The following is a 24,294-nucleotide window of genomic DNA, read 5'->3' as shown; positions in this document are numbered from 1 at the left end:
TCGGTTAATCGACTTCTTTCTTAATCCCAAGCATCTTTTCGTCTAAATAATGGGCGATGTCCGCCGCTTCCTTCAGCTCGTCAGTCAGATGCTTCGGGACTTCGTTATTCAATTTGTAATAAATTTTATGCTCAAGACTCGCCCAAAAATCCATGGCGATGGTGCGGATTTGGATTTCCGCCTTCACATATTCCACCCGATTCGTCAAATAGACGGGAATCTCAATAATCAAATGCAGGCTGCGGTAGCCGTTCGGCTTCGGATGTTTGATATAATCCTTCACCTTCACGATCTTCAGGTCCTTATGCTGTTTCAAAACCTCAGCGACATTATAAATATCTGATATAAAAGAACAGATGATCCTGACACCTGCGATATCATGAATATGCTCTTTCATTTCTTGCGTCGTCACATCGCAGCCTTTGCGCATCAGTTTATTGACGATACTCTCGAAACTTTTCACGCGTGATTTTGTATGCTCGATCGGGTTATGCCCGTGAATCAGATTATATTCCTGACTGATGATAGAAAACTTCGTATCCAGCTCATCTAAAGCGAATTTATAAACTAATAATTCATTTTTCCAATCTTCCATGACCGTTTTTAAATCATCCATATGGGCTGTTGACAAGTCCATTTTTTCATCTCCTTGCTTTGCTGTCCACATATCAGACGGTTCGGTCGGCAGTCAGGTTCTTTACAAAATCGTGAAGATTATGTCATAAAAAAAAAGCAAATGCCCTTATGGCATTTGCCTTGTCATTTGATCAGGAAATAATTGATCAGGAGTCCGATGGAAAGCAGGAATCCGAAGAATGTATTGGTTTGCGCCGTTGATTTCATCGCAATAATCATGTTCATCGGCATTTCGTTTTTCACGAAGCCTTTCACGGCCTGAACGGGTTTCGGCACGCTCAAAAAGACCAGGAACAGCCACGGGCTTGTATATCCCATGATAACAAGACCGACGATCCAGATGTAGGCGATAGCAAAGGACGCGGCCAGTATCATGACGGCTCCCCTATGCCCCATCAAAATCGCCAGCGTTTTACGTCCGCCCTTTTTATCTTCTTCAATATCACGGATATTATTGGACAGGTTAATCGCGCCGACCAAGATGGCGATCGGGATGGAAATCAAAATGCTCTGTTCATTAATTCCGCCAGTCTGAATGAAGAAAGAAATAAGGACAAACACAGAGCCCATGCAAATGCCGGAGAACAGTTCACCGAACGGTGTATACGCAATCGGCAGCGGGCCGCCCGTATACAGGTAGCCGATCAGCATGCCGGCAAGGCCGATTGCCGCAAGCCACCAGCTGCTGCTCATGCAGATATAAACACCGAGCACGAGGGCAATCGCATAAGAGCCGAGCGCCAGCTGCAGAATCGTTTTCGGCTTCATGCCGTGGCGGACGATCGCTCCGCCGATACCGACAGAATCCTCCGTATCTAAACCGCGTTTAAAATCGTAATATTCATTGAATAAGTTCGTGGCGATCTGGATCCAAAGGCAGGAAAACAGCATGGCCAAAAACAGCAGGAAATCAACCTTTACGTAAAACATCGCCAATACGGTGCCGAGAAGTACGGGCACAAACGATGCCGTCAATGTATGAGGGCGGGTTAACTGCCATAAAATGCGGCCCATGCTTTCTTTTTCAGGCGTCTTTTGGCTGCCTCCCATATTGTTTTGATTCATTTTCCTCTTCCTTTCTATTAAAAGGCTTTCACAGTCAGCCGATAACAGTAGTGTTGAATTGGGGTTTTTATGTTTTCTGCTACCTTATCTATCATAATAATTTCTTCCCCATTTCACAAGATGCGGCGCTCCGTCAGCTTTGCTGCCGAAAACGGCTTTCCGCCCTTCCCCATTGGGGTTCGGCACAAGCCTGCGTAAGAAAAAGCCGCCGAAATTTTTTTACCTCATTTATATTTACGATAAGTTAAAAATCCCGCCTGAACATGCGCTTTTTTAGTATGATCATTTGCCAATTTATACATGCGTATTTTCCATCCTTTTGTTTCTCATTCATTTTTAAGGAAATTTTAAGCTTAGGATATTAGACATATTTTGAAACTTTTTGTTAATCTAATCGTCATATACTGGTGTAATTATTGAATACGCGGGGAAGGAATTTTAACATGATGCAAAAATTAAAACGTGCTTATGAAAATACATTGGTTAAATGGACGTTTCATACGGGCTTTTATTTTCTGATATTAGTATTGCTCTTTTGGATGTATGGATTTCATACAGCCAATACCGGCACTTATATTTACAACGATTTCTAATCGGGGAGGATAACTATGAAACTACTTGATGCTATAAAAACATATGCAGACGCCAAGCCTCAGGCCGAAGCGTTTCGTTCCTTAGATCATTCCCTCACTTACGGGGAATTATGGGATTTGTCGGAGCGGGTTGCGTCCGGCATTCAACAACATACAGCTGACGGTTCGAAAACACCTGTCCTGGTTTACGGACATATGGAGCCGAATATGATCGTTTCTTTCTTAGGAAGCGTCAAAGCGGGCCGCCCTTACATCCCTGTCGATGTGTCCATTCCGGCAGAGCGGATCGTCAAAATCATTGAAAGCTCAGGCGCAGAGCTGCTCATCAGCGTATCGGGCGATGCAGTCGATACGGGGAGCAATCTGATTAAAACCGTTACACCCGAAGAGCTTGCAGCTGACGGAGATGCAGACCTCAGCCGTGAGAACTGGGTAAAAGATCAGGACACGTTTTACATTATTTACACGTCCGGCAGCACGGGAAATCCGAAGGGCGTGCAGATATCAGCTGATAACCTGCAAAGCTTCACAGACTGGATCTGCAGGGATTTTCCTGTGGGCGAAGGCAAGACATTCTTAAACCAAGCTCCGTTTTCTTTTGATTTATCTGTCATGGACATTTTCCCGTCGCTTCAAACGGGAGGTACGCTGCACTGTGTAACGAAAGACAAAATCAATAAACCGAAAGTACTATTTGAAGAGCTGGAGAAATCCAAATTGAACGTCTGGACATCGACGCCGTCTTTCGTTCAAATGTGTCTGATGGATCCCGGCTTTACGCAGGAACTCCTGCCTGACGCAGAAGTATTTATGTTTTGCGGAGAAGCGCTTCCGGCTGCCGTGGCACAGGAACTGTTAAACCGTTTTCCGAAGGCCCGCGTATTCAATACATACGGCCCGACTGAAACAACGGTTGCCGTCACCTCCGTTGAAATCACGCAGCAGGTCATCGATGAAAATGAATCTCTGCCCGTCGGATTTGCAAAACCTGATATGAATATCTTCATCATGGATGAAAACGGGAATAAGCTTCCGGACGGAGAAAAAGGGGAAATCATCATTGCCGGCCCGAGCGTAAGCAAAGGGTATCTCGGCGAGCCGTCTCTGACGGAAAAAGCGTTTTTCTCTGTTGACGGACAGTGGGCATATCATACGGGTGATGCCGGTTATGCTCAAGAAGGTCAGATTTTCTGCCAAGGACGCCTGGATTTCCAGATAAAGCTTCACGGCTACCGAATGGAGCTTGAGGAAATCGAAGTGCATGTAAGGCAGTCTCAATATGTACGCTCAGCGGTTGTCATCCCGTATCAGCCTAACGGACCTGTCGAATATCTAATTGCCGCCATCGTGCCTGAAAAACATGATTTCGAAAAAGAATTCCAGCTGACAAGCGCTATTAAGAAAGAGCTGGCCGCTTCGCTTCCGGCTTACATGATTCCGAGAAAATTCATTTATCAGGATCACATTCAAATGACTGCGAACGGAAAAATCGACCGTAAACGCATTGGCGAAGAGGTTCTTGTATGACGCCTTACAGCTCGTTTTTCTTTTTTATCTTACTTGGAATCCTTCTCTTGCCGACGATTATTTTAGGGCTGAACGGCAAGAGATTCCAAGGATACAACATGTTTATATCCATCATCGTATTGGCTTTGATTTTCTCGCATGATCTGCACGGCGTCATTGCACTATGTATCTTTACGCTGTGGCAGGTGCTGTTAATCAGGGGGTATCTCGCTTACAGACTGAAAGCCAACAGCGGCTTTGTCTTCAGCATGGCCGTGATCGCGTCCATTTTACCCCTGTTTTTATCGAAATTATGGCCGTTTTTCTTTCCGCCGGTGCCTCATCATCCGGTTCATAACCTGATCAGTTTCTTAGGAATTTCTTATTTGACATTTAAAGGCGTCCAGCTGATCATGGAAACGAGAGACGGGCTGATTAAAGAAAAAATGCCGCTTCACCGCCTTTTGTACTTTATTATGTTTTTCCCGACCATTTCTTCCGGTCCGATCGACAGATACCGCAGATTTGCCAAGGACGAACAGAAAGTATGGACAAAGGGAGAATACGCTGATTTACTGTATACCGGCATTCATAAAATTTTTATCGGTTTCTTGTACAAATTCATTATCGGATATGCGATTAACACGTATTTCATTATGAATCTGTCTCATATCACCCACAGCAAACTGTGGAGCAATGTGCTGTACATGTACGGATACAGCTTGTACCTGTTTTTCGACTTTGCGGGCTACACGATGTTTGCCGTCGGTGTCAGCTACATTATGGGTATCAAATCTCCGGAAAACTTTAATAAGCCGTTTATCAGCAGAAACATTAAAGACTTCTGGAACCGCTGGCACATGTCCTTATCCTTTTGGTTCAGAGACTACGTATTTATGCGCTTTGTTTTCTGGATGACAAAGAAAAAATGGATAAAGAACCGGATGGCCGTCTCGAACATCGGGTATTTCCTGCTGTTCATGCTGATGGGCGTCTGGCACGGGCTCGCCCTGCAATATATTGTGTACGGCCTGTACCATGCCGTGTTAATGACGGGGTATAACTTTTTTGAGAAATGGAATAAGAAATACAAGTGGCTGCCCGCCAATCGTTTTACGGCGTTTTTAGCCATCGTCATCACATTCCATTTCGTATGTTTCGGATTTTATATTTTCTCAGGAAAACCATTTCATCACTAAAGGAGATTGAAAACACATGGAATTTAAACAGGAAGTATTAGACGTATTAGCTGAAGTTTGTCAGGAGGACGCTGTGAAAGAAAATCCTGATATTGAAATCTTTGAAGAAGGACTGCTTGATTCTTTCGGAACTGTAGAGCTGCTTGTTGCCATTGAAAACCGCTTCGGCATTACAGTGCCGATCACTGAGTTTGACCGTGACGAGTGGAATACGCCAAACAACATTGTAAACAAACTGACTGAGTTGAAGTAAATGAAAAAGCGTTTCTTTGGACCAATTATTTTAGCGTGTGTCCTGTTTGTCGGAGCTATCGCAGTTCCGGCTTCATGGCTTACGCGCTTCATTCCTGAAAAACGTGTCGAAGAGTCGGCAGCGGCCTTAAACCCGAATATGTTCCAAGGGCTCTATCTGCAAAACAAAATGTTCGAAGACTCGAAGTATCTGCCGATTTTCGGTTCTTCCGAGCTTTCAAGATTAGATGAGTTTCACCCGTCCAACTATTTTCAAGTGAACAACCAAGGCTTTACGCCTTATCTTGTCGGAAAAGGCGGGGATCAATCCCTGATACACGCCGTAAACTTTGCGGCGCATTACCAGCAGCTGAAAGGAAAAAAACTGGTATTCATTGTTTCTCCTCAATGGTTTATTAAAAAAGGTTCTGATGAACAGCACTTTGCACCGAATTTTTCATCACTTCAGGCATTGGATTTAGCATTTAATGACCAGATTGATCCCGCGGTCAAAAAGAACATGATGAAACGCATGCTTCGTTTTAAAGTCGTTCAGCATGATGCCGTCCTTTCTGAATTGTACAAAGGAATGGTCAACGGCCAATCATGGAAAGTGAAAACGGTCATGCCGGCCGCCAAGGCTTACTATTCTCTGCTTGAGAAAAAAGATCTTTATTATTCAATGGGAGAAACCAAGGGTCCTGAGCGGACGATCTCTGAAAACCTAAAAGGAAAATCGTGGTCAGAGTTAAAAACAGCCGCCGCGCAATTAGGAAAACGGAGTTCCAAGTCCAATCCTTTCTATATCGATGACACTTCTTATAAAAAAATTAAGCCGAAGTTAAAGAGAGTGAAAGGAATCAACAAAGGAAGAACATACGCCAAATCAGTCGAATATCACGACTTTGAGGATATGCTGGACATTCTGAAAGATGCCGGCGCTGAACCGATGTTCGTGGTTATTCCGGTCAACGGAAAATGGTATGACTACACCGGCTTCCCGAAAAAAGGCCGGACTGATTACTACAAAAAAGTCACAAAGCAAATTAAAGCGAAGGGCTTTCAGGTTGCCGACTTATCCGGGCACGAATATGATCCGTACTTTATGAAAGACACCATCCATATCGCCTGGAAGGGCTGGGTGTACGTCGATAAAGCGATGGAGCAGTTTTACAAAACCGGCAAAGTGACGGTTCACTGAGCACGGTGATGACCGAATACAGAAAAAACGAACACGCAGGGGGGGATTTTTTCCCCTGCTTTTTGTGTGATTTGATTTTTTCACAAATTTGAGGAAAACTATTGCGAATATTTGTTGAAGGTATACAATAGAATATAAATTATTTTCAAATAAGTTTGACAATAACACCAATAGGGAGACAGAACATTATGAAACAAGACATTCGTGTTGAATTGACTTCAGCCAAAAAACCTAAACCGGACCCCCATAACCTTGCGTTCGGCCGAATTTTCACCGACCATATGTTTGTTATGGATTACGATGCGGATCAAGGCTGGTACGATCCGAGAATTATCCCTTATCAGCCCTTCTCAATGGATCCTGCGGCTATGGTTTATCATTACGGCCAAACCGTTTTTGAAGGGCTTAAAGCGTATGTAACGAAGGATCAGGAGGTGCTTCTGTTCAGACCGGAGAAAAATATGGAGCGCCTGAATCAGTCAAATGACCGCCTTTGCATCCCGCTCATTGATGAAGAGCTTGTTCTTGAAGGCCTGAAACAGCTCGTAGCCATCGACAAAGACTGGATTCCGAAAGCGGAAGGCACTTCCCTTTATATCCGTCCGTTTATCATTGCGACCGAGCCTTTCCTCGGTGTAGCGGCATCCCATACGTACAAGCTATTTATCATTCTGTCGCCGGTCGGCTCTTATTACAAAGAGGGCATTAAACCGGTGAAGATCGCCGTGGAAAACGAGTTCGTGCGCGCCGTCAAAGGCGGTACGGGAAACGCGAAAACGGCCGGCAACTACGCTTCAAGCCTGAAGGCGCAGCAGGTTGCGGAGGAGAAGGGCTTTTCCCAGGTGCTATGGCTTGACGGCATTGAGAAAAAATACATCGAAGAAGTCGGCAGCATGAACATCTTTTTCAAAATCAGCGGCGAAATTGTGACGCCGGAGCTGAACGGAAGCATTCTTGAAGGAATTACGAGAAATTCCGTCATCACCCTGCTCAAACATTGGGGATTGACTGTGTCTGAGCGGAAAATTTCGATCGATGAAGTCATTCAGGCGCATCGTGACGGCCGATTGGAAGAAACGTTCGGAACCGGTACGGCGGCGGTCATTTCTCCGGTCGGCGAACTGATCTGGAATGATGAAAGTCTTGTCATCGGCAGCGGTGAAACCGGAGAGATCTCGAAGAAACTGTATGATACCATTACAGGCATTCAAAAAGGCGCAGAAGCCGACGTGTTCGGCTGGACGACGGAAGTCGCCTCATTAAGCGAATCAAAATAAACAAAAAACCCGGAATCGCTTCCGGGTTTTTTTGGTGCTTTTATGCTTCAATTGACTTAAAGAAATGAGGCAGGTGTTCCTTGTGCGCTTCAAGCATTTCATCCAAAATGGCCTTTGCCACGGAGTCTGACGGGACGAGAGGATTGATCGTCATCGCAAGGAGCGCCGTTTGATAATCTCCCGTGACGGCTGCTTCAGCGGCCACGCGTTCAAATGATTTGATTTGCTGGACGAGCCCGCGGACGGATACCGGCAGATCACCGACGGCGATCGGTTTCGGTCCGTCTTTCGTTATGACACAGTTCACTTCGACTGCTGAGTCATTCGGGATGCTGGCGATCGCGCTGTTGTTTATCGTATTGACGGGCTGGATATCATGTTTGTCGTTATAGATGGAGCTGATCAGGTTGCAGGCCGCGTCACTGTAGTACGCTCCGCCCCGTTTCTCAAGCTGCGGCGGTTTGATGGCGAGATTCGGATCTTTATACAGTTCGAACAGTTCTTTCTCAACCTTCTGCACGACTTCGGCGCGTGTGCCCTCCGTCTGTGACGCTTCTATTTCATGCTCGAGCATTTCTTTCGTTTTGAAATAATAGCGGTGGTAGCCGCAAGGAATCAGATCGAGCGCCTTCAGGAATTCAGGCTCCCATTCCGCTCCGGAAATGTTCTTCATCGTCATGGCGTTTTCCGGGTCCCCCATGGCTTCGATGACTTTATCCTTTACGCTGACACCGTCTAAGAAAACATCTAATCCGAAGACCATGTGATTCAGCCCGGCAAATTGCACCTCGATCCGGCTGACATCGACATCCAATGCTTTTGCGACGCCCATTTTAATGCCGATCGGCACATTGCAGAGGCCGACGACTTTTGTAAGATTCGAGTAGCGGAGCAAGGCCTCGGTAACCATGCCGGCAGGGTTTGTGAAATTCACGAGCCATGCATTCGGACAAAGCTCTTCGATGTCTTTTGCGATTTCCAGAATAACCGGAATGGTGCGCAGCCCTTTGAATAAACCGCCCGGACCGTTTGTCTCCTGCCCGATTACGCCGTATTTTAACGGGATTCGTTCATCTTTGGCGCGGGCCTCAAGAAGACCGACGCGGAATTGTGTTGTTACGAAATCTGCATCCTTCAAGGCTTCTCTCCGGTCAAGCGTCAGGTGAACCTCTATCGGAACCCCCGCTTTTTCGACCATGCGTTTTGCAAGCGTGCCGACGATATTGAGCTTTTTCTCGCCTTCAGGAATGTCGACGAGCCATAATTCTCTGACAGGCAGTTCATCATAGCGCTTAATGATGCCTTCCACAAGCTCCGGTGTATAGCTTGAACCTCCGCCGATCGTTACAATTTTAATTCCTTTTGTCATATTTTTGCTCCCCCTTGCAGACTCACTTTTTCATAAATCTCGACTAACTCTGCGGCCAAGTCTTTCACGGTCATGGCATTCATTAAATGATCTTGCGCATGTACCATCAAAAGCGTCATGTCTGTTTTTTCTCCGCCGGCTTCATTTTGGATCAGTTCGGTCTGATAATGATGGGCTTCAGTCAGTTCCCTTGCGGCTTCCTGAAGCTTTTCTTCCGCCAGGGCTCTGTCTCCCCGCTTTGCGGCGGCAATGGCCTCCATTGATGCGCTTCTGCCATTGCCGCCATGCAGGATGATCTGAAAAATGGTCTGTTCCATTTTCTCATTCATGTGTTTCACTCCCTTTCTCTAAAGCACGGCTTTTTCGTCTCCCTGTACGGCTGGCGCCTGCGATTGTTCAAGTTCGTTTTCTTCTTTCAGCTTTTGCGAATCCCACATTCTGAAGAACGGATAGTACACGATAAAGGCTGCGATGATATTAATCGCCTGCATGACAGCCCCTGATATTTTTCCGCCTGTGGCCAGATAGCCGGAGAAAATCGGCGGCATCGTCCACGGGACGGCAATGCCGGCAGGTTTGGCGACGAGGCCTGTGCTCATGCCGATATAGGTAAGAGTCAGTGTGACAAGCGGTGTGATGATGAACGGGATGAGAAGCATCGGGTTCATGACGATCGGCATTCCGAAAATAATCGGCTCATTAATATTAAAGACGGCCGGCCCGATGGCGAGTTTCCCAAGCTGCTTCATCTGCTTGCTTCGCGCACGGAGAAACATGGTAACCACGAGCGCCAGTGTCGCGCCGCTTCCGCCGATGTTGATCCAGATTTCAAAGAACTGCTGGGTGAAAATATTCGGCAGCGCATCGCCCGCCTGAAATGCAATCCGGTTGGCATCCATCGCTCCGAACCAGATCGGCGCCATGACGCCGCCGACAATGTTCGCCCCGTGTAATCCGCACGCCCACAAGAGCATTTGAACCGCTTCAGCTACCAGGCTTCCGCCGAGACTTCCGCCAAGAATCGAGAGCGGCGTCCCCAGTACAACGCTTACAATATTATGAAGGCTTTCAAACGGCGTCGCTTCGACGATTAAACGCGCACCCCAGATGAGAAAGACGACGGCAAAACCGGGAATTAAAGCGACAAACGATTTGCTGACCGCCGGAGGCACGCCGTCCGGCATTTTGAAGACGAAATTCCGCTGGATGATCAAGCGATAGATTTCCGTCGACAGCATGGCGATGATCATCGCGACAAACAGCCCTTTGCTTCCCATGAGAGAAAGCGGAATGCCGCCGCCGACCATGATTTCCTCTTTTGCGCCGGACGGCAGAAACGGAACTTTGTACGGCGTTGCCAAAAGAAACGCCGCCAAAGATATCGCACCAGCCGATAAAGCGTCCACCCCGTATTTTTCGGCCAGACGGTAGGCGATTCCAAAAGCGGCGACAAGGCCCATGATTTCAAAGGTCGCATCAACCGGATATTGCAGTTTTTGAGACCACGCGCTTCCGAACGTCTTCGCCATGAAATCCGCGTATCCCGGAATCGGCAGGTTGCCGATGATCAGAAAAAACGAACCGATGATGATAAGCGGCATGGTGAGGATGATCCCGTCACGCAATGCTTGCAGATGCCGCTGGGAAGCAATTTTCCCTGCAATGGGCATGACTTTCTCTTCTAAAAACTGATTCACCTTATTCACACGGCCCGCCCCTTTCTACGATGCGTTTCCGAGCTGTTCTGCTGATTTCAGAACCTCCGCTCCGTTGCATGTGCCGTAATGGACGGTATTAATGACTTCAACCGGCACTCCTTTTGATTCACCCAATTTTTTCAGCTGCGGAAGCAAATAACGGACTTGAGGCCCAAGCAGCAATACGTCCGCTTTATCTATATGCTGGTTGACTGAATCGCCTGACACAGCCCAGATTTTATATTCTTTTCCTTGTTCCTGCGCGCTTTTTTCCATCTTTGTGACGAGTAAGCTTGTTGACATCCCTGCTGCACAAACGAGTAATATATTCATGTAAAAGACCTCCTGAAAGTTTGATATTTTGTATGTCTCGGTGTTAGTACCATCATATTATGAAATCGCTTTCATAACTACTCAGGCTTTTTCCGCTGCTAACGGAAAAAAGGTGTATCCCGGTCTTTCTCTGATCGTTTGTCCCTGAATACTTGTAAAACCTCGTGATAGGCTGTGCATTTTAAGAGACGGCTTACCGCAGCCGGATCATCTAGCATGCCCCCTAGCCATTTGTACATATGCTGGAGGTCGGCTTTGCTTTCTTTCTCGACGCAGAGCAGGCAGACAAATTGGACACGCTTATCCGCCCAGTCAATCGGTTTCTTCAGCGTGCACACCGCCCAAAACGTCGTGTCTGTCTGCGGAACGAGCGGATGCGGAATCGCCGTGAGATTGCCGAAACTCGTAGGAGAAATTGCTTCCCTTTCAAAAATAGAATCGGTCAGAGTATCAGAAGCGAGGCCGGCTTTTGCAACCTGATGTCCGAGAAAACGGATGACGTCCTCCTTCGTCTCCAGATCCTGCTGCAAAAATACCAGCTCCGGTTTCAGAAAGTTCAATTGTTCCCGCTTTTCTTCCAGCATGGCATCGATTTTTGTAAAATCCCCGCCGCCCAACAGTGTATGAACCTTTAATACGGGAACGGGCAGGTCTTTTTTGATCGGCACTGTGCTGACCACAAAATCAATCGACTCAAAAGAAAGCTGGTCAAGGCTGCAGTAATCAGCTGTGCCGACGATTTCAAGGCGCTTTGCGAACCGTGAACGCAGCTTTTCTCTTAAAAGCTGCGCGCTGCCGGCGCCGGACGCACAGACAATCAAGCAGCGCTTAGGCGGCCGTTCTGTCTTTCTCCTTTCGATGGCCGCTCCGAAATGAAGCGCCAAATACCCGATCTCATTTTCATGAATATCAATGCCGGTTTGCTCCTTAATCACGATTCCCGCAATCACTCCCGCTTCAAATGCTAGCGGGTAATTTTCCTTTATGGCGGAAAGCATCGGGTTTCTCAGGTTCATTCCGTACCGGTTTCGGTTAATCGCCGGCTTGATATGGAGCGCAAGACCCGCTTTCAGCTCATTGTCGTCCGTGATTCCGAGCTTCAGCTCCCGCTCAATGGCTTCAATCATCGCCTCTGTCAAACGGCTGGTCTCCCCGTCTATCAGCCTTGTAAGCTCTTTTCCTTCCATTTGTGACTGGGTCATGCGTTTTGTCCCGAGCAGGTGAATGGCGATATAGGCGGTTTCCTGTTCGGGAAAGGTGACGGATAGCGCCGATTCAAGCTCTTTGACGATGGCTTCTGCTGACTGATATTCTGTTTCAAGCTTAATATCATGAAGATCCTCCGGAATGAGAGATACATAGTTTTCTGTCCGGATTCGTTTGCAGGCAATGGCGATATGGATGATGAGATTGTTCAGGCCGAAGAAAGAAAGCGGGATCTTATGGTTTCGAACCTGCTTCATAATGGCTGATCGGATCACTTGAATGTCGTCTTTCGGCAGAATACCGGCCTTCTCACTGAGGAGATCAGGCTCAGGCTCGCGGTCGTCCACTAAGTATTCCGCCATACAATAACGGAGACGGAGCTCTTCGCCGCGCAGCTTAAAGCCGTAGTTCGGCCTTGTTTCCAAAATGATGTCATAGGGGCGGAGCCGTTTTTTTACTTCTTTCAGATCGGATTGAAGCGTGGATTTACTGATGAACAATTCTTCTGCCAAGTCATCCAGCTTGAGGTAGCCGTCGGTCAGAAGCAGTCTTTTCATCAGATAATTTATCCGTTCTTCGGGAAAAATCGGCACGGCGCTGTTCTGCTGGAAATTGTCCTGAAGCCAGTTTTTAAACGGCTGCTCATCCCGGATCAGCAGCTTATAGCCGCTCCCTCTGACAGATTGAATGGAAGCGCCGTGTTTTTCGACAATGGTTTGCAGTTCCTTTATGTCATTGCGGACCGTCCGCGTCGTTACCTTTACTTTTGCAGCGATGACTGAGCTTGTAACCGGTGTTTCAGCAGCTAAAAGCAAGCGCAGAAGTTCACGAAGCCGCCCATGAAGCATGAGAAAAACCTCCTATCAGATCAGATGCAGACGTAAAAAATAGGCAAAAAGGATGAAAAAGGGGTAAATGTATGTAAATTCTATAATGGGGAGGTTTTCAAGTCAATGCAGCAGCCTGAGGCAAAGCCCGTAAAAAAACAGCCGGATCAGCCGGCTGTTCGGGATGCGGACATGCGGTTTCGCTTAGATGACTTCCGTTCTTTTACGATTTTTCTGATGATCGGATAGATGACGGGCGCCCATTTGATAATTGTTTTGAAAAGTTTTTTCAATGTTTGAATCCCCTTTCTTTTACCTTGTCTTTCCCCTGTTATCAGCGGCTGTAAACATGGTCAGCGTGAGACATACCGGTTCCCCGTCACCCAATAGCGCCACGGATAATCCCGAGCTTCTCCGCTGTTGTCAATCCCGATTCTCGGGCCTGTTGATATATGCTCCGGTGTAAAGCCTTCCGTAATATACAGCGGCTGTTCCGTGATCATGCCGCCGTAGTCGTTCATTGAAATGCCCATCGCCTTCGTCAGCTTCCCCGGGCCATTTGTCCACTCTCTCGGGGGTCTGTCCGGTCTCCTGCGCTCCATCAGGAACTGACCTTCATGGGGCTCTGCCGCCCTGATTAACACGGCCTGCGGAATGCCGATGTCAGCGGCGACGACGTTCATTAATGTATGGGTGTGCATGACGTATGTATAAATGCGGCCCGCCTCGTGGAACATAATTTCCGTCCGTTTCGTGCGCCGGTTGCCGAAGCTGTGCGCCGCCCGGTCATCCGCTCCCATATAAGCTTCCGTTTCCACGATAAAGGCTGAAGCCGTTCCCTCATCCGTCTCTTTTACTAAGAGACAGCCGAGCAATAAAGGAGCAAGCTCTACTGACGGTCTTTGGTAAAATTCAATCGGCAAAGGCTTTCGTTCTCCCGCCATTTGTCTCCCCCCTTTCTGATTATATTCAATTTCCTCTTTCACGTTTTTCACTTCTTTTTTACAATATAAACATGAAAGAAAAAAGGGCATCATTGTTGAACACTCTATTGCGTTTTGAAAATCGGCTGGTTATAATATGATGGTTCAAATGAAAATGATTCTCATGTTCAATAAATACCGGACAATGATCATAAAAGTAGGTGAATTGATTTTTGAGCGATTCTGTCACGTCCGCAAGCCGTCTGATCAGCATCTTAAAAAACGGGATTTTCTTCCTGATCGCGGTAATCGGACTGCTTGTGTCTATTTTTTTCGCCGTCTCATTCGGCGCGAAAGACATTACTTTACATACGGTGTGGTCGGCGATTGCTGATTACAATCCAAACATGACGGGCCAGCAGATCATTCATGAATTGCGCCTTCCGAGAGTGCTCGGCGCGGCCGTTACAGGCGCCGCCTTTGCAGCAGCCGGCGCCCTCATGCAAGGTGTCACGAGAAACCCGCTTGCCGATTCGGGTGTCTTAGGCGTAAATGCAGGAGCCATGTTTGTTGTTGCGCTCAGCTTTGCTTTTTTCCCTCATTTGTCATACGCCCTGCTGATGGTAATGTCGTTTTTGGGCGCACTGGCAAGCACAGGCTTGATTTTCTTTATCAGCGCGGCGGGAAAAAGCAGCATGACACCTTTAAAAGTGACGCTTGCCGGGGCGGTTGTAGCCGCTCTATTACATTCACTCAGCACAGGTGTGGCGATTTATTACGATTTAAGCCAGGATTTGGCCTTCTGGTACGCCGGCGGGGTCTCAGGAATCAAGTGGGCTCATTTACAAGTCCTTGCTCCCGTGATTGCGGTCTTCATCATTCTCGCGACATTCATGGGCCGGTCCGTCACCCTTCTCTCAATGGGAAATGACGTTGCGGCGAATTTAGGGGTGAACACTGCTCTGACGCGTGCCGCGGGATTAATGATCGCCGTTGTTCTTGCCGGTGTGTCTGTTTCCGCTGCCGGTGCAATCGGCTTCGTCGGGCTGGTCATCCCCCATATCGCCCGCAAGATCGTTGGCGTTACGTACAGGCTGATTATTCCGATGTCCGCGTTGCTTGGAGCGATTCTTTTGATTTTGGCCGACTTGGCCTCGCGAACGGTCAGTCCCCCGAGAGAATTGGCAATAGGCATCATGGTCGCCCTTGTCGGTGTCCCTTTCTTTCTTTATATTGCCCGCAAGGAAGGGAGAGAATTATAAATGAAGGTGCAGAAGGAAACCAAAAAAGCGGCGGCGGCAGGCCTCATTCTGCTGATCATCGCCGTTTGCATTATTCTGATCGGGCTGCATACGGGCTCATTCCGGCTTTCTCCCTTTACGGTGGGAAAAACGCTGTTCGGATACGGCACGTTTCAAAGTACAACCGTTTTATTCGATTACCGGCTCCCCCGGATACTGGTGACGATGCTGGCCGGTATCGGTTTAGGCGTGTCGGGCGCTATTTTGCAGGGCGTATCCCGGAATCCGCTTGCCGATCCGGGAATCCTTGGGCTTCATGCCGGGGCTTCGTTCGGACTGATGATGTATATCACGTTCTTTCATTCACTTGAGGCGCAGGCGTCGATGTTCATCCCGTTATTTACGTTTGCGGGCGGAACCCTCGCCGCTCTGCTGATCGTAGTGCTCACGTACGACAGGCTGAACGGCTTTTTAACGATCCGCATGCTGTTAGTCGGGATCGCCGTTTCCGCAGGCTTCAGCGCCGTTACATTGTTTATGTCGCTGCGTCTGAATGAAGAAACCTATACATTCGCTTCCCGCTGGCTGGTGGGGAACGTTTGGGGCAGGGACTGGATTCACGTATGGTCTCTATTGCCCTGGATCGGCATTCTCGCACCGCTTGCATGGCTTAACGCCCGGTCTTTGAACATTTTAATGCTCGGTGACCAGGCCGCCGCGGGGCTTGGCGCACACGTGCAGAGAAAAAGGATCATGCTGATCGCCATAGCGGTCGGCCTGTCTTGCGCGAGTGTGGCGATGGCCGGCGGAATCGGCTTTATCGGCTTTGCCGCCCCACATTTGGCGAGACGGCTCGTCGGCACCATGCATCAGCATATCATCCCGATTGCGGGGTTAATCGGCCTCGTCATTCTTGTCGCGGCCGATACCATCGGCCGCTCCCTGTTTCAGCCGAACGCCATTCCGGCCGGGGTGGTTGCGGCAGCCATCGGCGCGCCGTATTTTCTCTATCTGGTTATGAAAATCAAAACATAAAACAAGGAGTCTTCTCATGAAAAAAATAATTGCCCTCGTCAGTTTCATGTGTATTTTTTTATTGGCAGCCTGCCAATCCGATTCAACACAGCCAGAGACAAAAAAGGCATCCGGTGATCATAAAATCGCTTCGATGTCCATTCACCTGACAAATGACCTGCTGGCTCTCGGCATTACACCGGCCGGTTCCGTCGTGGGCGGAGAATTAAAAGATTTTCTCCCTCATGTAAAAAATCAGCTGAAAGACACGAAAAAACTCGGCCCTGCCTCAGATCCGGATATGGAAGCGTTACTCGAACTGAACCCTGACAACATTTATCTTGATAAAGAATTTGCAGGAAAAGATGTGTCAAAATACAAGAAAATCGGAAACACACACGTTTTCGACCTTGATAAAGGCACTTGGCGCGATCATTTAAAAGACATCGGAAAAATCGTCAACCGTGAAAAAGAAGCGAAAACCTTTATTCAAGATTACGAAGATGAAACAAAACAAGTCAAATCTATGATCGATAAGGAATTAGGGAAAAACGCCAAAGTCATGGCGATCCGCGTGAATGCAAAAGAACTTCGCGTCTTCAGCACACGCCGCCCGATGGGTCCGATTCTGTTTGATGACCTGAAACTGAAGCCTGCTGACGGCATTAAAGACATGAACACCTCCCGCCCTTATGAGGTCATTTCTCAAGAAGTGCTGCCGGATTACAACGCAGATGCGATTTTCGTGGTCGTTAACAGAGACGACAAGTCACAGCAAGCTTTTAAAGAATTGCAAAAAAGCGCTGTATGGAAAGGGCTGAAGGCCGTGAAAGCAAACCACGTCTATAAGATTGCCGATCAGCCTTGGCTTGATTATTCGGCACTGGGAAATAAATTAGCAATGGATGAAGCGAAAAAGCTGTTCCAAAAATAAACATGAGCCGGTTTTGCAAAACGTGCAAAGCCGGCTTTTTTATATTGTTATTTACTTATATAAACAGATGCTTATATAATGATGTAAAAAAGGAGTGAGAGCATGCAACGGCAGCATAACGCCTTAAGTTCCGAAGGGGTCAGCCAATGCCTCAAGCTTCTCAGCGACACGACAAGGCTTTTGATGCTGAAGTTTCTGAAGGAGAAGGAATACTGTGTCTGTGAGCTGACGGCCATTTTTGGTATGAGTCAGCCCGGCATCAGCCAGCACTTGCGGAAATTAAAGAACGCCGGGCTTGTGCGGGAAAGGCGGGAAGGCCAGTGGCGGTACTATGCCATTCATCCGTCCGGTCCGGAATACGCGCTGGTCCGCTCCATTCTGCAGCAGATAGACGAAAAGGACGGCGTTTTACAGACATTGCGGCAAAAAGAAGTCGCTGTTTCATGCCGATAAGGAGGATATATTCTTGGGAATTGCGGTTTTATCAGCGCTGATTTTTGTGCTGACACTTGTATTTGTCATTTGGCAGCCGAAACACATATCAATCGGCTGGTCTGCCTGCGGCGGAGCGGTCCTCGCTTTGATTGCGGGGGCAGTCAGCCTGCATGATATCGCGGAAGTGACGGGAATCGTCTGGAATGCGACACTTGCCTTTATCGCCATTATTATCATTTCATTGATTCTTGACAGCATCGGATTTTTTGAATGGGCCGCGCTGCATATGGCCATGGCGGCCAAAGGCAGCGGGCTGCGGATGTTTCTCTATGTTTCCGTCTTAGGGGCTGTGGTCTCCGCCCTGTTTGCCAATGACGGAGCGGCGCTCATTTTGACGCCGATCGTACTGGCGATGGTGCGGGCTTTAGATTTACCTGAAAAGCTGATTTTACCGTTTATTATCGCCGGAGGGTTCATCGCCGATACTACCTCGCTCCCGCTCGTGGTCAGCAATTTGGTCAATATCGTATCCGCGGATTACTTTCATATCGGATACATTGAATATGCATCACGTATGCTGGTGCCCAACCTCTTTTCTTTGGCGGCAAGCATTTTGGTGCTGTATCTCTATTTCAGAAAAAACATTCCGAAACGGTTTGACACCGGCCTTGTGAAACATCCTGCATCCGCCATTAAGGATGAGCGCCTTTTCCGGTTATCATGGGGTGTCCTGGCCGTTTTATTGATCGGGTATTTCGTCAGCGCGCTGCTGTCGATCCCTGTGTCCTTCGTTGCCGGCTCCATCGCGGTTATTTTTCTCATTCTGGCGCAGCGAAGCCCCGCCGTCCCTGCAAAACAAGTCATCAAGGACGCCCCGTGGGCCATCGTGTTTTTTTCTGTCGGCATGTATGTTGTCGTGTACGGCTTGCGGAATGCCGGACTGACGGATCTTCTTTCTCAGCTTATTCAGAAAGCGGCGGATCACGGACTGTTTGCGGGGACACTCGGAATGGGTTTTATCGCTGCGGTTCTGTCCTCCGTTATGAATAACTTGCCGACGGTGATGATTGACGCCATAGCCATCAGCGGAACGGACGCTCACGGGCTGATGAGAGAAGCATTGATTTACGCGAATGTTATCGGTTCGGACCTCGGGCCGAAAATCACGCCGATCGGGTCGCTGGCGACATTGTTATGGCTCCATGTGCTGAGCCGGAAAAACGTGAAAATTTCCTGGGGAATGTATTTCAAAACAGGTCTGATATTAACCGTTCCGACGTTATTCATCACCCTGATCGGGCTTTATTTATGGCTGTTATGGCTGGCCTGAGTATGGAACGGCGGATCTTTAACGCCGATTGCGGAATAACCGCTTCTTTTGAAAACGGGTTTTAAAAAATGGCTCTGCTGGGCATATTGATACCGTTCAAAAAGGAGGGTTCAGCAATGGAAAATAACAAAGACAGCGAAGAAGCGCTTTCCAGTAAGACGACCGGTAAAGGCGAGTCAGAAGACACGCTGACAAACCGGCAGGGCCATCCGGTCACTGACAACCAGAATGTCAGGACAGTCGGCAATAGAGGGCCGACGACATTGGAGAATTATGATTTTTTGGAGAAAATCAGCCACTTTGACCGTGAACGGATTCCGGAGCGCGTCGTTCACGCGCGCGGCGCCGGTGCACACGGATACTTTGAGGCGTACGGAAGTTTTGGAGACGAGGAGATTTCAAAATACACAAGGGCGAAGGTGTTCCAAAAGAAAGGAACGAAAACACCGGCGTTTGTGCGCTTTTCAACCGTCAATCACGGAAAGCACTCGCCGGAAACACTGCGTGATCCCCGGGGTTTTGCCGTTAAGCTTTATACGGAAGACGGCAACTGGGATCTGGTCGGCAATAACTTGAAAATCTTTTTTATCCGTGATCCGCTGAAGTTTCCGGATCTTGTTCACGCATTTCAGCCTGATCCGGTTACGAACATACAGGACGGTGAGCGTATTTTCGACTTCATCTCCCAATCACCGGAAGCGACTCATATGATCACTTTCTTGTTTTCGCCGTGGGGCATCCCGGCCAACTATCGGCAGATGCAGGGCTCAGGCGTCCATGCGTACAAATGGGTCAATGAAGAAGGAAAAGCCGTGCTCGTCAAATATCACTTTGAACCGAAACAGGGCATCCGCAACCTGACACAGAAGGAAGCGGAAGAGATTCAGGGGAAAAACTTTAACCATGCGACACAGGATTTGTATGACGCGATTGAAAAAGGCGATTATCCTGAATGGGAAGTGTATGCGCAAATCATGACTGATGATGAGCATCCCGAACTGGATTTTGATCCGCTTGACCCGACAAAGCTGTGGTATAAAGACGATTTTCCTTGGAAGCCGATCGGCAAATTGGTGCTCAATAAAAATCCGGAAAACTACCATGCCGAGGTGGAACAAGCATCATTCGGAACGGGCGTGCTGGTGGACGGCCTTGATTTTTCAGATGACAAATTGCTTCAAGGGCGGACATTCGCCTATTCAGATACCCAGCGGTACCGCGTCGGCGCAAATTACCTGCAGCTTCCGATCAACTCGCCGAAAAAGCATGTCGCCACCAACCAGGAAGGCGGGCAAATGCAGTATTGGGTCGATCGGGCAGAAGGGCAAAACCCGCACGTCAACTATGAGCCGTCTATTATGGGCGGACTGAAAGAAGCGAAGCAGGATGGGAAAGACCATACGCCTCATGTCGAAGGCGACGTAAAGCGGGAAGCGATCGACCGGTCGAATAACTTCGGCCAAGCCGGAGAAACGTATCGCCGCTTTTCGGAATTTGAACGGAACGAATTGATCACAAACTTGGTCAATACGCTCTCTTCCTGCCGGAAAGACATTCAGGACCAAATGATTGAGAATTTCACAAAAGCAGATCCGGACTACGGAAAACGCGTGGCGGAAGGGCTGAAAAAAGCCTCCGAAAGCAACAGCGGCGGGCCGATCGGCACTACGGATGCGGCACAGGCGGCAAAGCAGGCTGAACGGGAAAGCCATCCGTCAGATCCGTATTAAACAAAAAAACAGGACAATCGCGTCCTGTTTTTTTTGAGCTAATTAAGCTCCTGTATATTCTGCTCCGCCACAGCCGCAAATACTTTCGGCTCCGGACGGTCAAGATCTTCATGGAATAAACTTACTTTATGGATCTGCCGGTTGTCGTACAGATGAAAGTAATAGCTCCCCGTGTCACAGCACATGACGGACGTATACTGCGTATAATCAATTTCATTCTCCTCGGTGATCACCGCGCCTTTTGGAATATTCATATTGGACAGCACATGAAAAGCGGCCGTAACGCCATCTGTTTCATGAGCGGCAGGCTCTAAATGCTCTTTCAGATAAGCGGCCCTGATGAATCGGGATGGCGGCGTGTAGTCACCGGGAAGCCCGATCGTTCCTGACCCTTGGCCGAATGCGGTTAATGTCATTCCGCCCAATGTTTTGCTTTCTGACTGCTGCGGCCTGATTCCGATATAATGGCGCAGATTGGTCACATGCCAAGGAAATTCAGGACTGTTGGTCATCACTCCGGGTTTGTTGTCATAGACTTTCATACCTTCCGGCGTCGGCTCGATCACAATGCAGCCCCCCGTGCGGTCTGATAAAATCCAATGAAGGGGCAGCACCGTATCCAATAACATTAACTTCTTCTCTACAATTGTCAGTGAAGCGAGCTTTTCCTTTACGTCTTCAAGAGATTCACAGTTTGATAAGGCCCATGTGACGAACTCATGAGGAGCGATGTGGCACGTGCCCTCCCGTTCCGCTTTCTCGTATCCCGCAAAGCCCGGAAAATACAGCGTCGCACAAGACAGCCCTTTTTCATTCACGCCGTCGGCAAACAGAATATTGCCGAGATTTCTCCCCATGCCGATAAATGCGTATTTCGTCTTATGCAGCCTGCCGTCAGCTTCGCTTTTCCAGCTGTACTGACGAGGGTACAGCATGACGTCGGTGTCGAGCTGAAAAGCAAAATCCATCGTTCGCGCCAATAGGTGATTACCATCTGCCGTTTTCAATGTAAGACTTGTACACATATCATCAATCCCCTTTTCGTTTATGAAATTTACACAAAGTAAACTATTCTTAAAGCTTAGCGAATAATAGCTCCATTCGTCAAAAGATTGACACATTTCTCCTTCATACATATTAGTCCGTAAGCATCTCCATGCCTTTTAAACCCCCGGTAAATCATTTTGGCGGCAGTGTCTGTTCAGTTTCACAAAAAATTTCAGAACGGCTGTCAGCGAGGCTTTACAATGTTTTTCCTGTGTACTGGAATTTGTAAACGGTAAGTCAATCTGTTAAGCTATGACTTTATGTTAAAAGAAGACATACGGAGGAGATTATCTATTGAAAGTAGAAAGGCGAACGATTGAACATATTCCGCATCACGAAAGACACGGAAAGGCCAAAGATTTATTCCCCGTTTGGTTCGGGGCGAATATGCATATAACGACGTTAGTCACAGGCACACTGCCCGTTACAATGGGACTCGATCTCTTTTGGAGTATCGCCGCCATTATGATCGGAACCTTTATCGGCGCAATCTTTATGGCGTCTCATTCCGCACAAGGACCTCAGCTCGGAATTCCGCAAATGATTCAAAGCCGTGCGCAATTCGGCGTGATCGGAGCGATTCTGCCCCTCTTTTTGGTCATGTTTATCTACCTGGGCTTCTTTGCGAGCAGTACGATTCTCGCAGCCGGTACACTGAGCAGCTTTGTACCGATTCCGGCTTCATGGTGTATTATCGGCTTAAGCGCCATCTGTTTTTTACTCACGATCTACGGTCATGATCTGATTCACAAAATGCAGAAAATCCTCTCTTGGACCTCCTTTGCCGTTTTTTTTGCTGCAACGATTCTTATTTTTCAACTGCCGATTCCCTCAGGAAGCTGGGCGCCCGGCTCATTAGATCTGCCTGTTTTCTTAGTGGCGGTCAGTGCGGTGGCCACATGGCAGCTGGCATACGCGCCATATGTCGCAGATTATTCCCGTTATCTGCCGGTCAAAACACCGGCATCGCATACCTTTTGGTACAGCTACGCAGGTACGTCAGTCAGTTCTATCTGGATGATGTTTCTCGGCGCTATTTTGACGACGGCGCTCCCGGGATTCACTGCTAATGCCGGAAATGAAATTGTCCGATTGTTCGGCCCGTTTTCCTTTATTATGCTGATCATCGTCCTGTTCGGACAAATGGCGATCAACGTCTTTAATTTATACGGAGCCTTTATGTCAACCACGACCACCTTGGAGCCGTTTTTAAAACTGAAGGTGACGCCTAAAACGAGAGTGGTAATGATCCTTTATGTGACGGCAGCGGGTACTGTGTTAAGTCTTCTAGGCCAAAGCAATTTCATGGAACTGTTTTTAAATTTCATCTTTTTTATCAGTTATTTCTTAATTCCATGGACAGCGATCAACCTCGTGGATTACTATTTTGTCCGCCGCGGAAAATACCACGTCAAATCGATGTTTGACGTCAACGGACAATACGGCAGGGTCAACTGGATTACAGCGGCCGCATTCGTTTTGTCGATCATATTAGAAATCCCGTTTATCAATACGTCCTTTTACATCGGGCCGCTCGCTGAAATATTCGGCGGAGGCGACATCGCCTGGGTCGTCGGGCTGGCCGTTCCGTCGCTGTTGTATTATGTTCTGATGAAATCAAGGTTAAAACAAAAAGAGGCGCCTTCCCTATGAAGACGCCTTTTCTTTATTCATATTCCTTCCATACACGCGGCAGCAGTTCGGAAAGTTCGTGCGCCAATAAGGTATGTGCGGAGCGCTCTTCCGTCCATAACTCCGCACATTCGCCGTGAAGGCGGACGGCGTTCAATACGGCATGTTTCGGGTCTTGATGACAGCACAGCATACCGAGGATCATTCCCGTCAGCGTGTCGCCGGTCCCGCCTTTTGCAAGCGCACCGTTTCCGGTTGTATTCCGGCGGCACTCCCCGTCAGGAAAAGCGATAATGGTTTCGTTTCCTTTCAGGACAATCGTGACATGAAGCCGCTCCGCCCATTCCGCGGCATATGCCGCTCTGTTCTGCTGAATCTCTTGAATCGGAAGGCCTGTCATCCTTGAAAATTCGCCGGGGTGAGGCGTCAAGATCACCGGGGCTTTCCTTTCCGGATAGGTTCTTTTCGTTATGGCGCCCGCATCCAGTATGACGGGATAATCGGCAGAAAGCAGCTGGTCAGCCGCCTGCTGCACTTCGTCCGTTTGGGGAAGCCCCGGCCCGATGGCAGCGGCCCGGATGGTTTCTTCCGGCTGACCTGCCGCGGCTTTTTTCCACCCGTCCCGCCAGTACGTCGCTTCCGGCAGCACCGGGACAATGAGCGGGATGACGCCTGCCGATGTACCGATGACGAGCTTGCCGACACCGCTTCTCATCGCGCCCAAACCTGCCAGAAGGGCGGCTCCCGGCATGTCATCGCTTCCGGCCAGCAATAACGCCGTCCCGAACGTCCCCTTATGGCTGTCTGCCTCACGCTTCGGCAATGTATCTCTCACATCCCGTTCCGTCCAATCCAGTATGTTCATCTC

General features: G+C 48.4%; 24 protein-coding genes. 13 read left to right on the top strand and 11 right to left on the bottom strand.

The window, feature by feature from the left end; genetic code table 11:
* Positions 1-4: 4 nt before the first annotated feature.
* The gene (gene ywaC, locus ICW23_RS07785; RefSeq protein ID WP_007407732.1) at positions 5-637 is read right to left on the bottom strand and encodes a GTP pyrophosphokinase YwaC; all 633 of its coding nucleotides are present in this window, start codon (positions 635-637) and stop codon (positions 5-7) included.
* 122 nt (positions 638-759) lie between these two features.
* A complete protein-coding gene (locus ICW23_RS07780; RefSeq protein ID WP_016937498.1) occupies positions 760-1,701 on the bottom strand; it encodes a 1,4-dihydroxy-2-naphthoate polyprenyltransferase in 942 nt (313 codons plus the stop codon).
* Positions 1,702-2,144: 443 nt separating this feature from the next.
* Between ICW23_RS07780 and ICW23_RS07775 the strand changes: the two genes are divergently transcribed.
* From ICW23_RS07775 to ICW23_RS07750, 6 genes are all read left to right on the top strand, one after another.
* A complete protein-coding gene (locus ICW23_RS07775; RefSeq protein ID WP_013354059.1) occupies positions 2,145-2,294 on the top strand; it encodes a teichoic acid D-Ala incorporation-associated protein DltX in 150 nt (49 codons plus the stop codon).
* Positions 2,295-2,309: 15 nt separating this feature from the next.
* The gene (gene dltA, locus ICW23_RS07770; RefSeq protein WP_064779131.1) at positions 2,310-3,821 is read left to right on the top strand and encodes a D-alanine--poly(phosphoribitol) ligase subunit DltA; all 1,512 of its coding nucleotides are present in this window, start codon (positions 2,310-2,312) and stop codon (positions 3,819-3,821) included.
* Positions 3,818-4,999 (top strand): D-alanyl-lipoteichoic acid biosynthesis protein DltB, encoded by a 1,182-nt coding sequence (gene dltB, locus ICW23_RS07765; protein ID WP_016937495.1) that lies wholly within the window; start codon positions 3,818-3,820, stop codon positions 4,997-4,999. Before dltA ends, dltB begins: the two co-directional genes overlap by 4 nt.
* Before the next feature lie 16 nt (positions 5,000-5,015).
* A complete protein-coding gene (gene dltC / locus ICW23_RS07760) occupies positions 5,016-5,252 on the top strand; it encodes a D-alanine--poly(phosphoribitol) ligase subunit 2 (protein ID WP_003150875.1) in 237 nt (78 codons plus the stop codon).
* A complete protein-coding gene (gene dltD / locus ICW23_RS07755) occupies positions 5,253-6,431 on the top strand; it encodes a D-alanyl-lipoteichoic acid biosynthesis protein DltD (RefSeq protein ID WP_188154291.1) in 1,179 nt (392 codons plus the stop codon).
* A 185-nt stretch (positions 6,432-6,616) separates the two neighbouring features.
* Positions 6,617-7,708, top strand: coding sequence for a branched-chain amino acid aminotransferase (locus tag ICW23_RS07750; RefSeq protein ID WP_029575286.1), 1,092 nt, complete (start codon positions 6,617-6,619; stop codon positions 7,706-7,708).
* 40 nt (positions 7,709-7,748) lie between these two features.
* Here ICW23_RS07750 and licH read toward each other — a convergent pair whose 3' ends face one another.
* The 7 genes from licH to ICW23_RS07720 form a co-directional block, all read right to left on the bottom strand.
* Positions 7,749-9,077, bottom strand: coding sequence for a 6-phospho-beta-glucosidase LicH (gene licH, locus ICW23_RS07745; protein ID WP_047475960.1), 1,329 nt, complete (start codon positions 9,075-9,077; stop codon positions 7,749-7,751).
* On the bottom strand, positions 9,074-9,406 hold the full coding sequence (gene licA, locus ICW23_RS07740) for a PTS lichenan transporter subunit IIA (RefSeq protein WP_016937491.1): 333 nt from the start codon (positions 9,404-9,406) through the stop codon (positions 9,074-9,076). The genes licH and licA overlap by 4 nt, the downstream gene beginning before the upstream one ends.
* An 18-nt stretch (positions 9,407-9,424) precedes the next feature.
* Positions 9,425-10,783 (bottom strand): PTS lichenan transporter subunit IIC, encoded by a 1,359-nt coding sequence (gene licC / locus ICW23_RS07735; protein ID WP_016937490.1) that lies wholly within the window; start codon positions 10,781-10,783, stop codon positions 9,425-9,427.
* A 15-nt stretch (positions 10,784-10,798) separates the two neighbouring features.
* Positions 10,799-11,107: a PTS lichenan transporter subunit IIB gene (licB, locus tag ICW23_RS07730; protein ID WP_003150863.1), complete on the bottom strand. Its 309-nt coding sequence runs from the start codon at positions 11,105-11,107 to the stop codon at positions 10,799-10,801.
* Positions 11,108-11,205: 98 nt separating this feature from the next.
* Positions 11,206-13,161, bottom strand: a complete 1,956-nt coding sequence (licR, locus tag ICW23_RS07725) for a transcriptional regulator LicR (protein ID WP_064779134.1) — start codon at positions 13,159-13,161, stop codon at positions 11,206-11,208.
* Positions 13,162-13,307: 146 nt separating this feature from the next.
* Positions 13,308-13,433: a hypothetical protein gene (locus ICW23_RS19095; RefSeq protein ID WP_255034120.1), complete on the bottom strand. Its 126-nt coding sequence runs from the start codon at positions 13,431-13,433 to the stop codon at positions 13,308-13,310.
* 60 nt (positions 13,434-13,493) lie between these two features.
* Positions 13,494-14,084, bottom strand: a complete 591-nt coding sequence (locus ICW23_RS07720; RefSeq protein WP_047476042.1) for a DNA-3-methyladenine glycosylase — start codon at positions 14,082-14,084, stop codon at positions 13,494-13,496.
* A 242-nt stretch (positions 14,085-14,326) separates the two neighbouring features.
* Here ICW23_RS07720 and ICW23_RS07715 point away from each other — a divergent pair, with 242 nt between their 5' ends.
* From ICW23_RS07715 to katX, 6 genes are all read left to right on the top strand, one after another.
* Positions 14,327-15,325 carry a FecCD family ABC transporter permease gene (locus ICW23_RS07715; protein ID WP_050544528.1) on the top strand — a complete coding sequence of 333 codons (999 nt, stop codon included), beginning with the start codon at positions 14,327-14,329 and terminating at the stop codon, positions 15,323-15,325.
* Positions 15,326-16,339, top strand: coding sequence for a FecCD family ABC transporter permease (locus ICW23_RS07710; protein WP_060963944.1), 1,014 nt, complete (start codon positions 15,326-15,328; stop codon positions 16,337-16,339). It abuts the gene before it with no gap.
* 16 nt (positions 16,340-16,355) lie between these two features.
* Positions 16,356-17,252 (top strand): ABC transporter substrate-binding protein, encoded by an 897-nt coding sequence (locus ICW23_RS07705; RefSeq protein WP_016937484.1) that lies wholly within the window; start codon positions 16,356-16,358, stop codon positions 17,250-17,252.
* A 102-nt stretch (positions 17,253-17,354) separates the two neighbouring features.
* Positions 17,355-17,705 carry an ArsR/SmtB family transcription factor gene (locus ICW23_RS07700; protein ID WP_064779136.1) on the top strand — a complete coding sequence of 117 codons (351 nt, stop codon included), beginning with the start codon at positions 17,355-17,357 and terminating at the stop codon, positions 17,703-17,705.
* A 13-nt stretch (positions 17,706-17,718) separates the two neighbouring features.
* Positions 17,719-19,017 (top strand): arsenic transporter, encoded by a 1,299-nt coding sequence (locus ICW23_RS07695; protein WP_188154290.1) that lies wholly within the window; start codon positions 17,719-17,721, stop codon positions 19,015-19,017.
* 116 nt (positions 19,018-19,133) lie between these two features.
* Positions 19,134-20,747: a catalase KatX gene (gene katX, locus ICW23_RS07690; protein WP_188154289.1), complete on the top strand. Its 1,614-nt coding sequence runs from the start codon at positions 19,134-19,136 to the stop codon at positions 20,745-20,747.
* 38 nt (positions 20,748-20,785) lie between these two features.
* Here katX and ICW23_RS07685 read toward each other — a convergent pair whose 3' ends face one another.
* Complete coding sequence (locus ICW23_RS07685; RefSeq protein ID WP_045925522.1) at positions 20,786-21,772, bottom strand: choloylglycine hydrolase family protein; 987 nt, start codon at positions 21,770-21,772, stop codon at positions 20,786-20,788.
* Positions 21,773-22,088: 316 nt separating this feature from the next.
* Between ICW23_RS07685 and ICW23_RS07680 the strand changes: the two genes are divergently transcribed.
* Positions 22,089-23,447, top strand: coding sequence for a purine-cytosine permease family protein (locus tag ICW23_RS07680; protein WP_188154288.1), 1,359 nt, complete (start codon positions 22,089-22,091; stop codon positions 23,445-23,447).
* A gap of 13 nt (positions 23,448-23,460) precedes the next feature.
* On the opposite strand, the gene ICW23_RS07675 is transcribed toward ICW23_RS07680, so the two are convergent.
* On the bottom strand, positions 23,461-24,291 hold the full coding sequence (locus tag ICW23_RS07675) for an NAD(P)H-hydrate dehydratase (protein WP_095241141.1): 831 nt from the start codon (positions 24,289-24,291) through the stop codon (positions 23,461-23,463).
* Positions 24,292-24,294 lie beyond the last annotated feature (3 nt).

It is taken from the genome of Bacillus sp. 1021 (genome assembly GCF_014534735.1).
In the GTDB taxonomy this organism is placed as follows: domain Bacteria; phylum Bacillota; class Bacilli; order Bacillales; family Bacillaceae; genus Bacillus; species Bacillus siamensis.
Note: the sequence above shows the minus strand (reverse complement) of the source record. Positions and strands in the feature narration are given on the sequence as shown.

Coding starts and splice junctions, on each gene's coding strand:
- ywaC (WP_007407732.1), bottom strand. CDS start 637: ATGGACTTGTCAACAGCCCATATGGATGATTTAAAAACGGTCATGGAA.
- ICW23_RS07780 (WP_016937498.1), bottom strand. CDS start 1,701: ATGAATCAAAACAATATGGGAGGCAGCCAAAAGACGCCTGAAAAAGAA.
- ICW23_RS07775 (WP_013354059.1), top strand. CDS start 2,145: ATGATGCAAAAATTAAAACGTGCTTATGAAAATACATTGGTTAAATGG.
- dltA (WP_064779131.1), top strand. CDS start 2,310: ATGAAACTACTTGATGCTATAAAAACATATGCAGACGCCAAGCCTCAG.
- dltB (WP_016937495.1), top strand. CDS start 3,818: ATGACGCCTTACAGCTCGTTTTTCTTTTTTATCTTACTTGGAATCCTT.
- dltC (WP_003150875.1), top strand. CDS start 5,016: ATGGAATTTAAACAGGAAGTATTAGACGTATTAGCTGAAGTTTGTCAG.
- dltD (WP_188154291.1), top strand. CDS start 5,253: ATGAAAAAGCGTTTCTTTGGACCAATTATTTTAGCGTGTGTCCTGTTT.
- licH (WP_047475960.1), bottom strand. CDS start 9,077: ATGACAAAAGGAATTAAAATTGTAACGATCGGCGGAGGTTCAAGCTAT.
- licA (WP_016937491.1), bottom strand. CDS start 9,406: ATGAATGAGAAAATGGAACAGACCATTTTTCAGATCATCCTGCATGGC.
- licB (WP_003150863.1), bottom strand. CDS start 11,107: ATGAATATATTACTCGTTTGTGCAGCAGGGATGTCAACAAGCTTACTC.
- licR (WP_064779134.1), bottom strand. CDS start 13,161: ATGCTTCATGGGCGGCTTCGTGAACTTCTGCGCTTGCTTTTAGCTGCT.
- ICW23_RS07720 (WP_047476042.1), bottom strand. CDS start 14,084: ATGGCGGGAGAACGAAAGCCTTTGCCGATTGAATTTTACCAAAGACCG.
- ICW23_RS07710 (WP_060963944.1), top strand. CDS start 15,326: ATGAAGGTGCAGAAGGAAACCAAAAAAGCGGCGGCGGCAGGCCTCATT.
- ICW23_RS07705 (WP_016937484.1), top strand. CDS start 16,356: ATGAAAAAAATAATTGCCCTCGTCAGTTTCATGTGTATTTTTTTATTG.
- ICW23_RS07700 (WP_064779136.1), top strand. CDS start 17,355: ATGCAACGGCAGCATAACGCCTTAAGTTCCGAAGGGGTCAGCCAATGC.
- katX (WP_188154289.1), top strand. CDS start 19,134: ATGGAAAATAACAAAGACAGCGAAGAAGCGCTTTCCAGTAAGACGACC.
- ICW23_RS07685 (WP_045925522.1), bottom strand. CDS start 21,772: ATGTGTACAAGTCTTACATTGAAAACGGCAGATGGTAATCACCTATTG.
- ICW23_RS07675 (WP_095241141.1), bottom strand. CDS start 24,291: ATGAACATACTGGATTGGACGGAACGGGATGTGAGAGATACATTGCCG.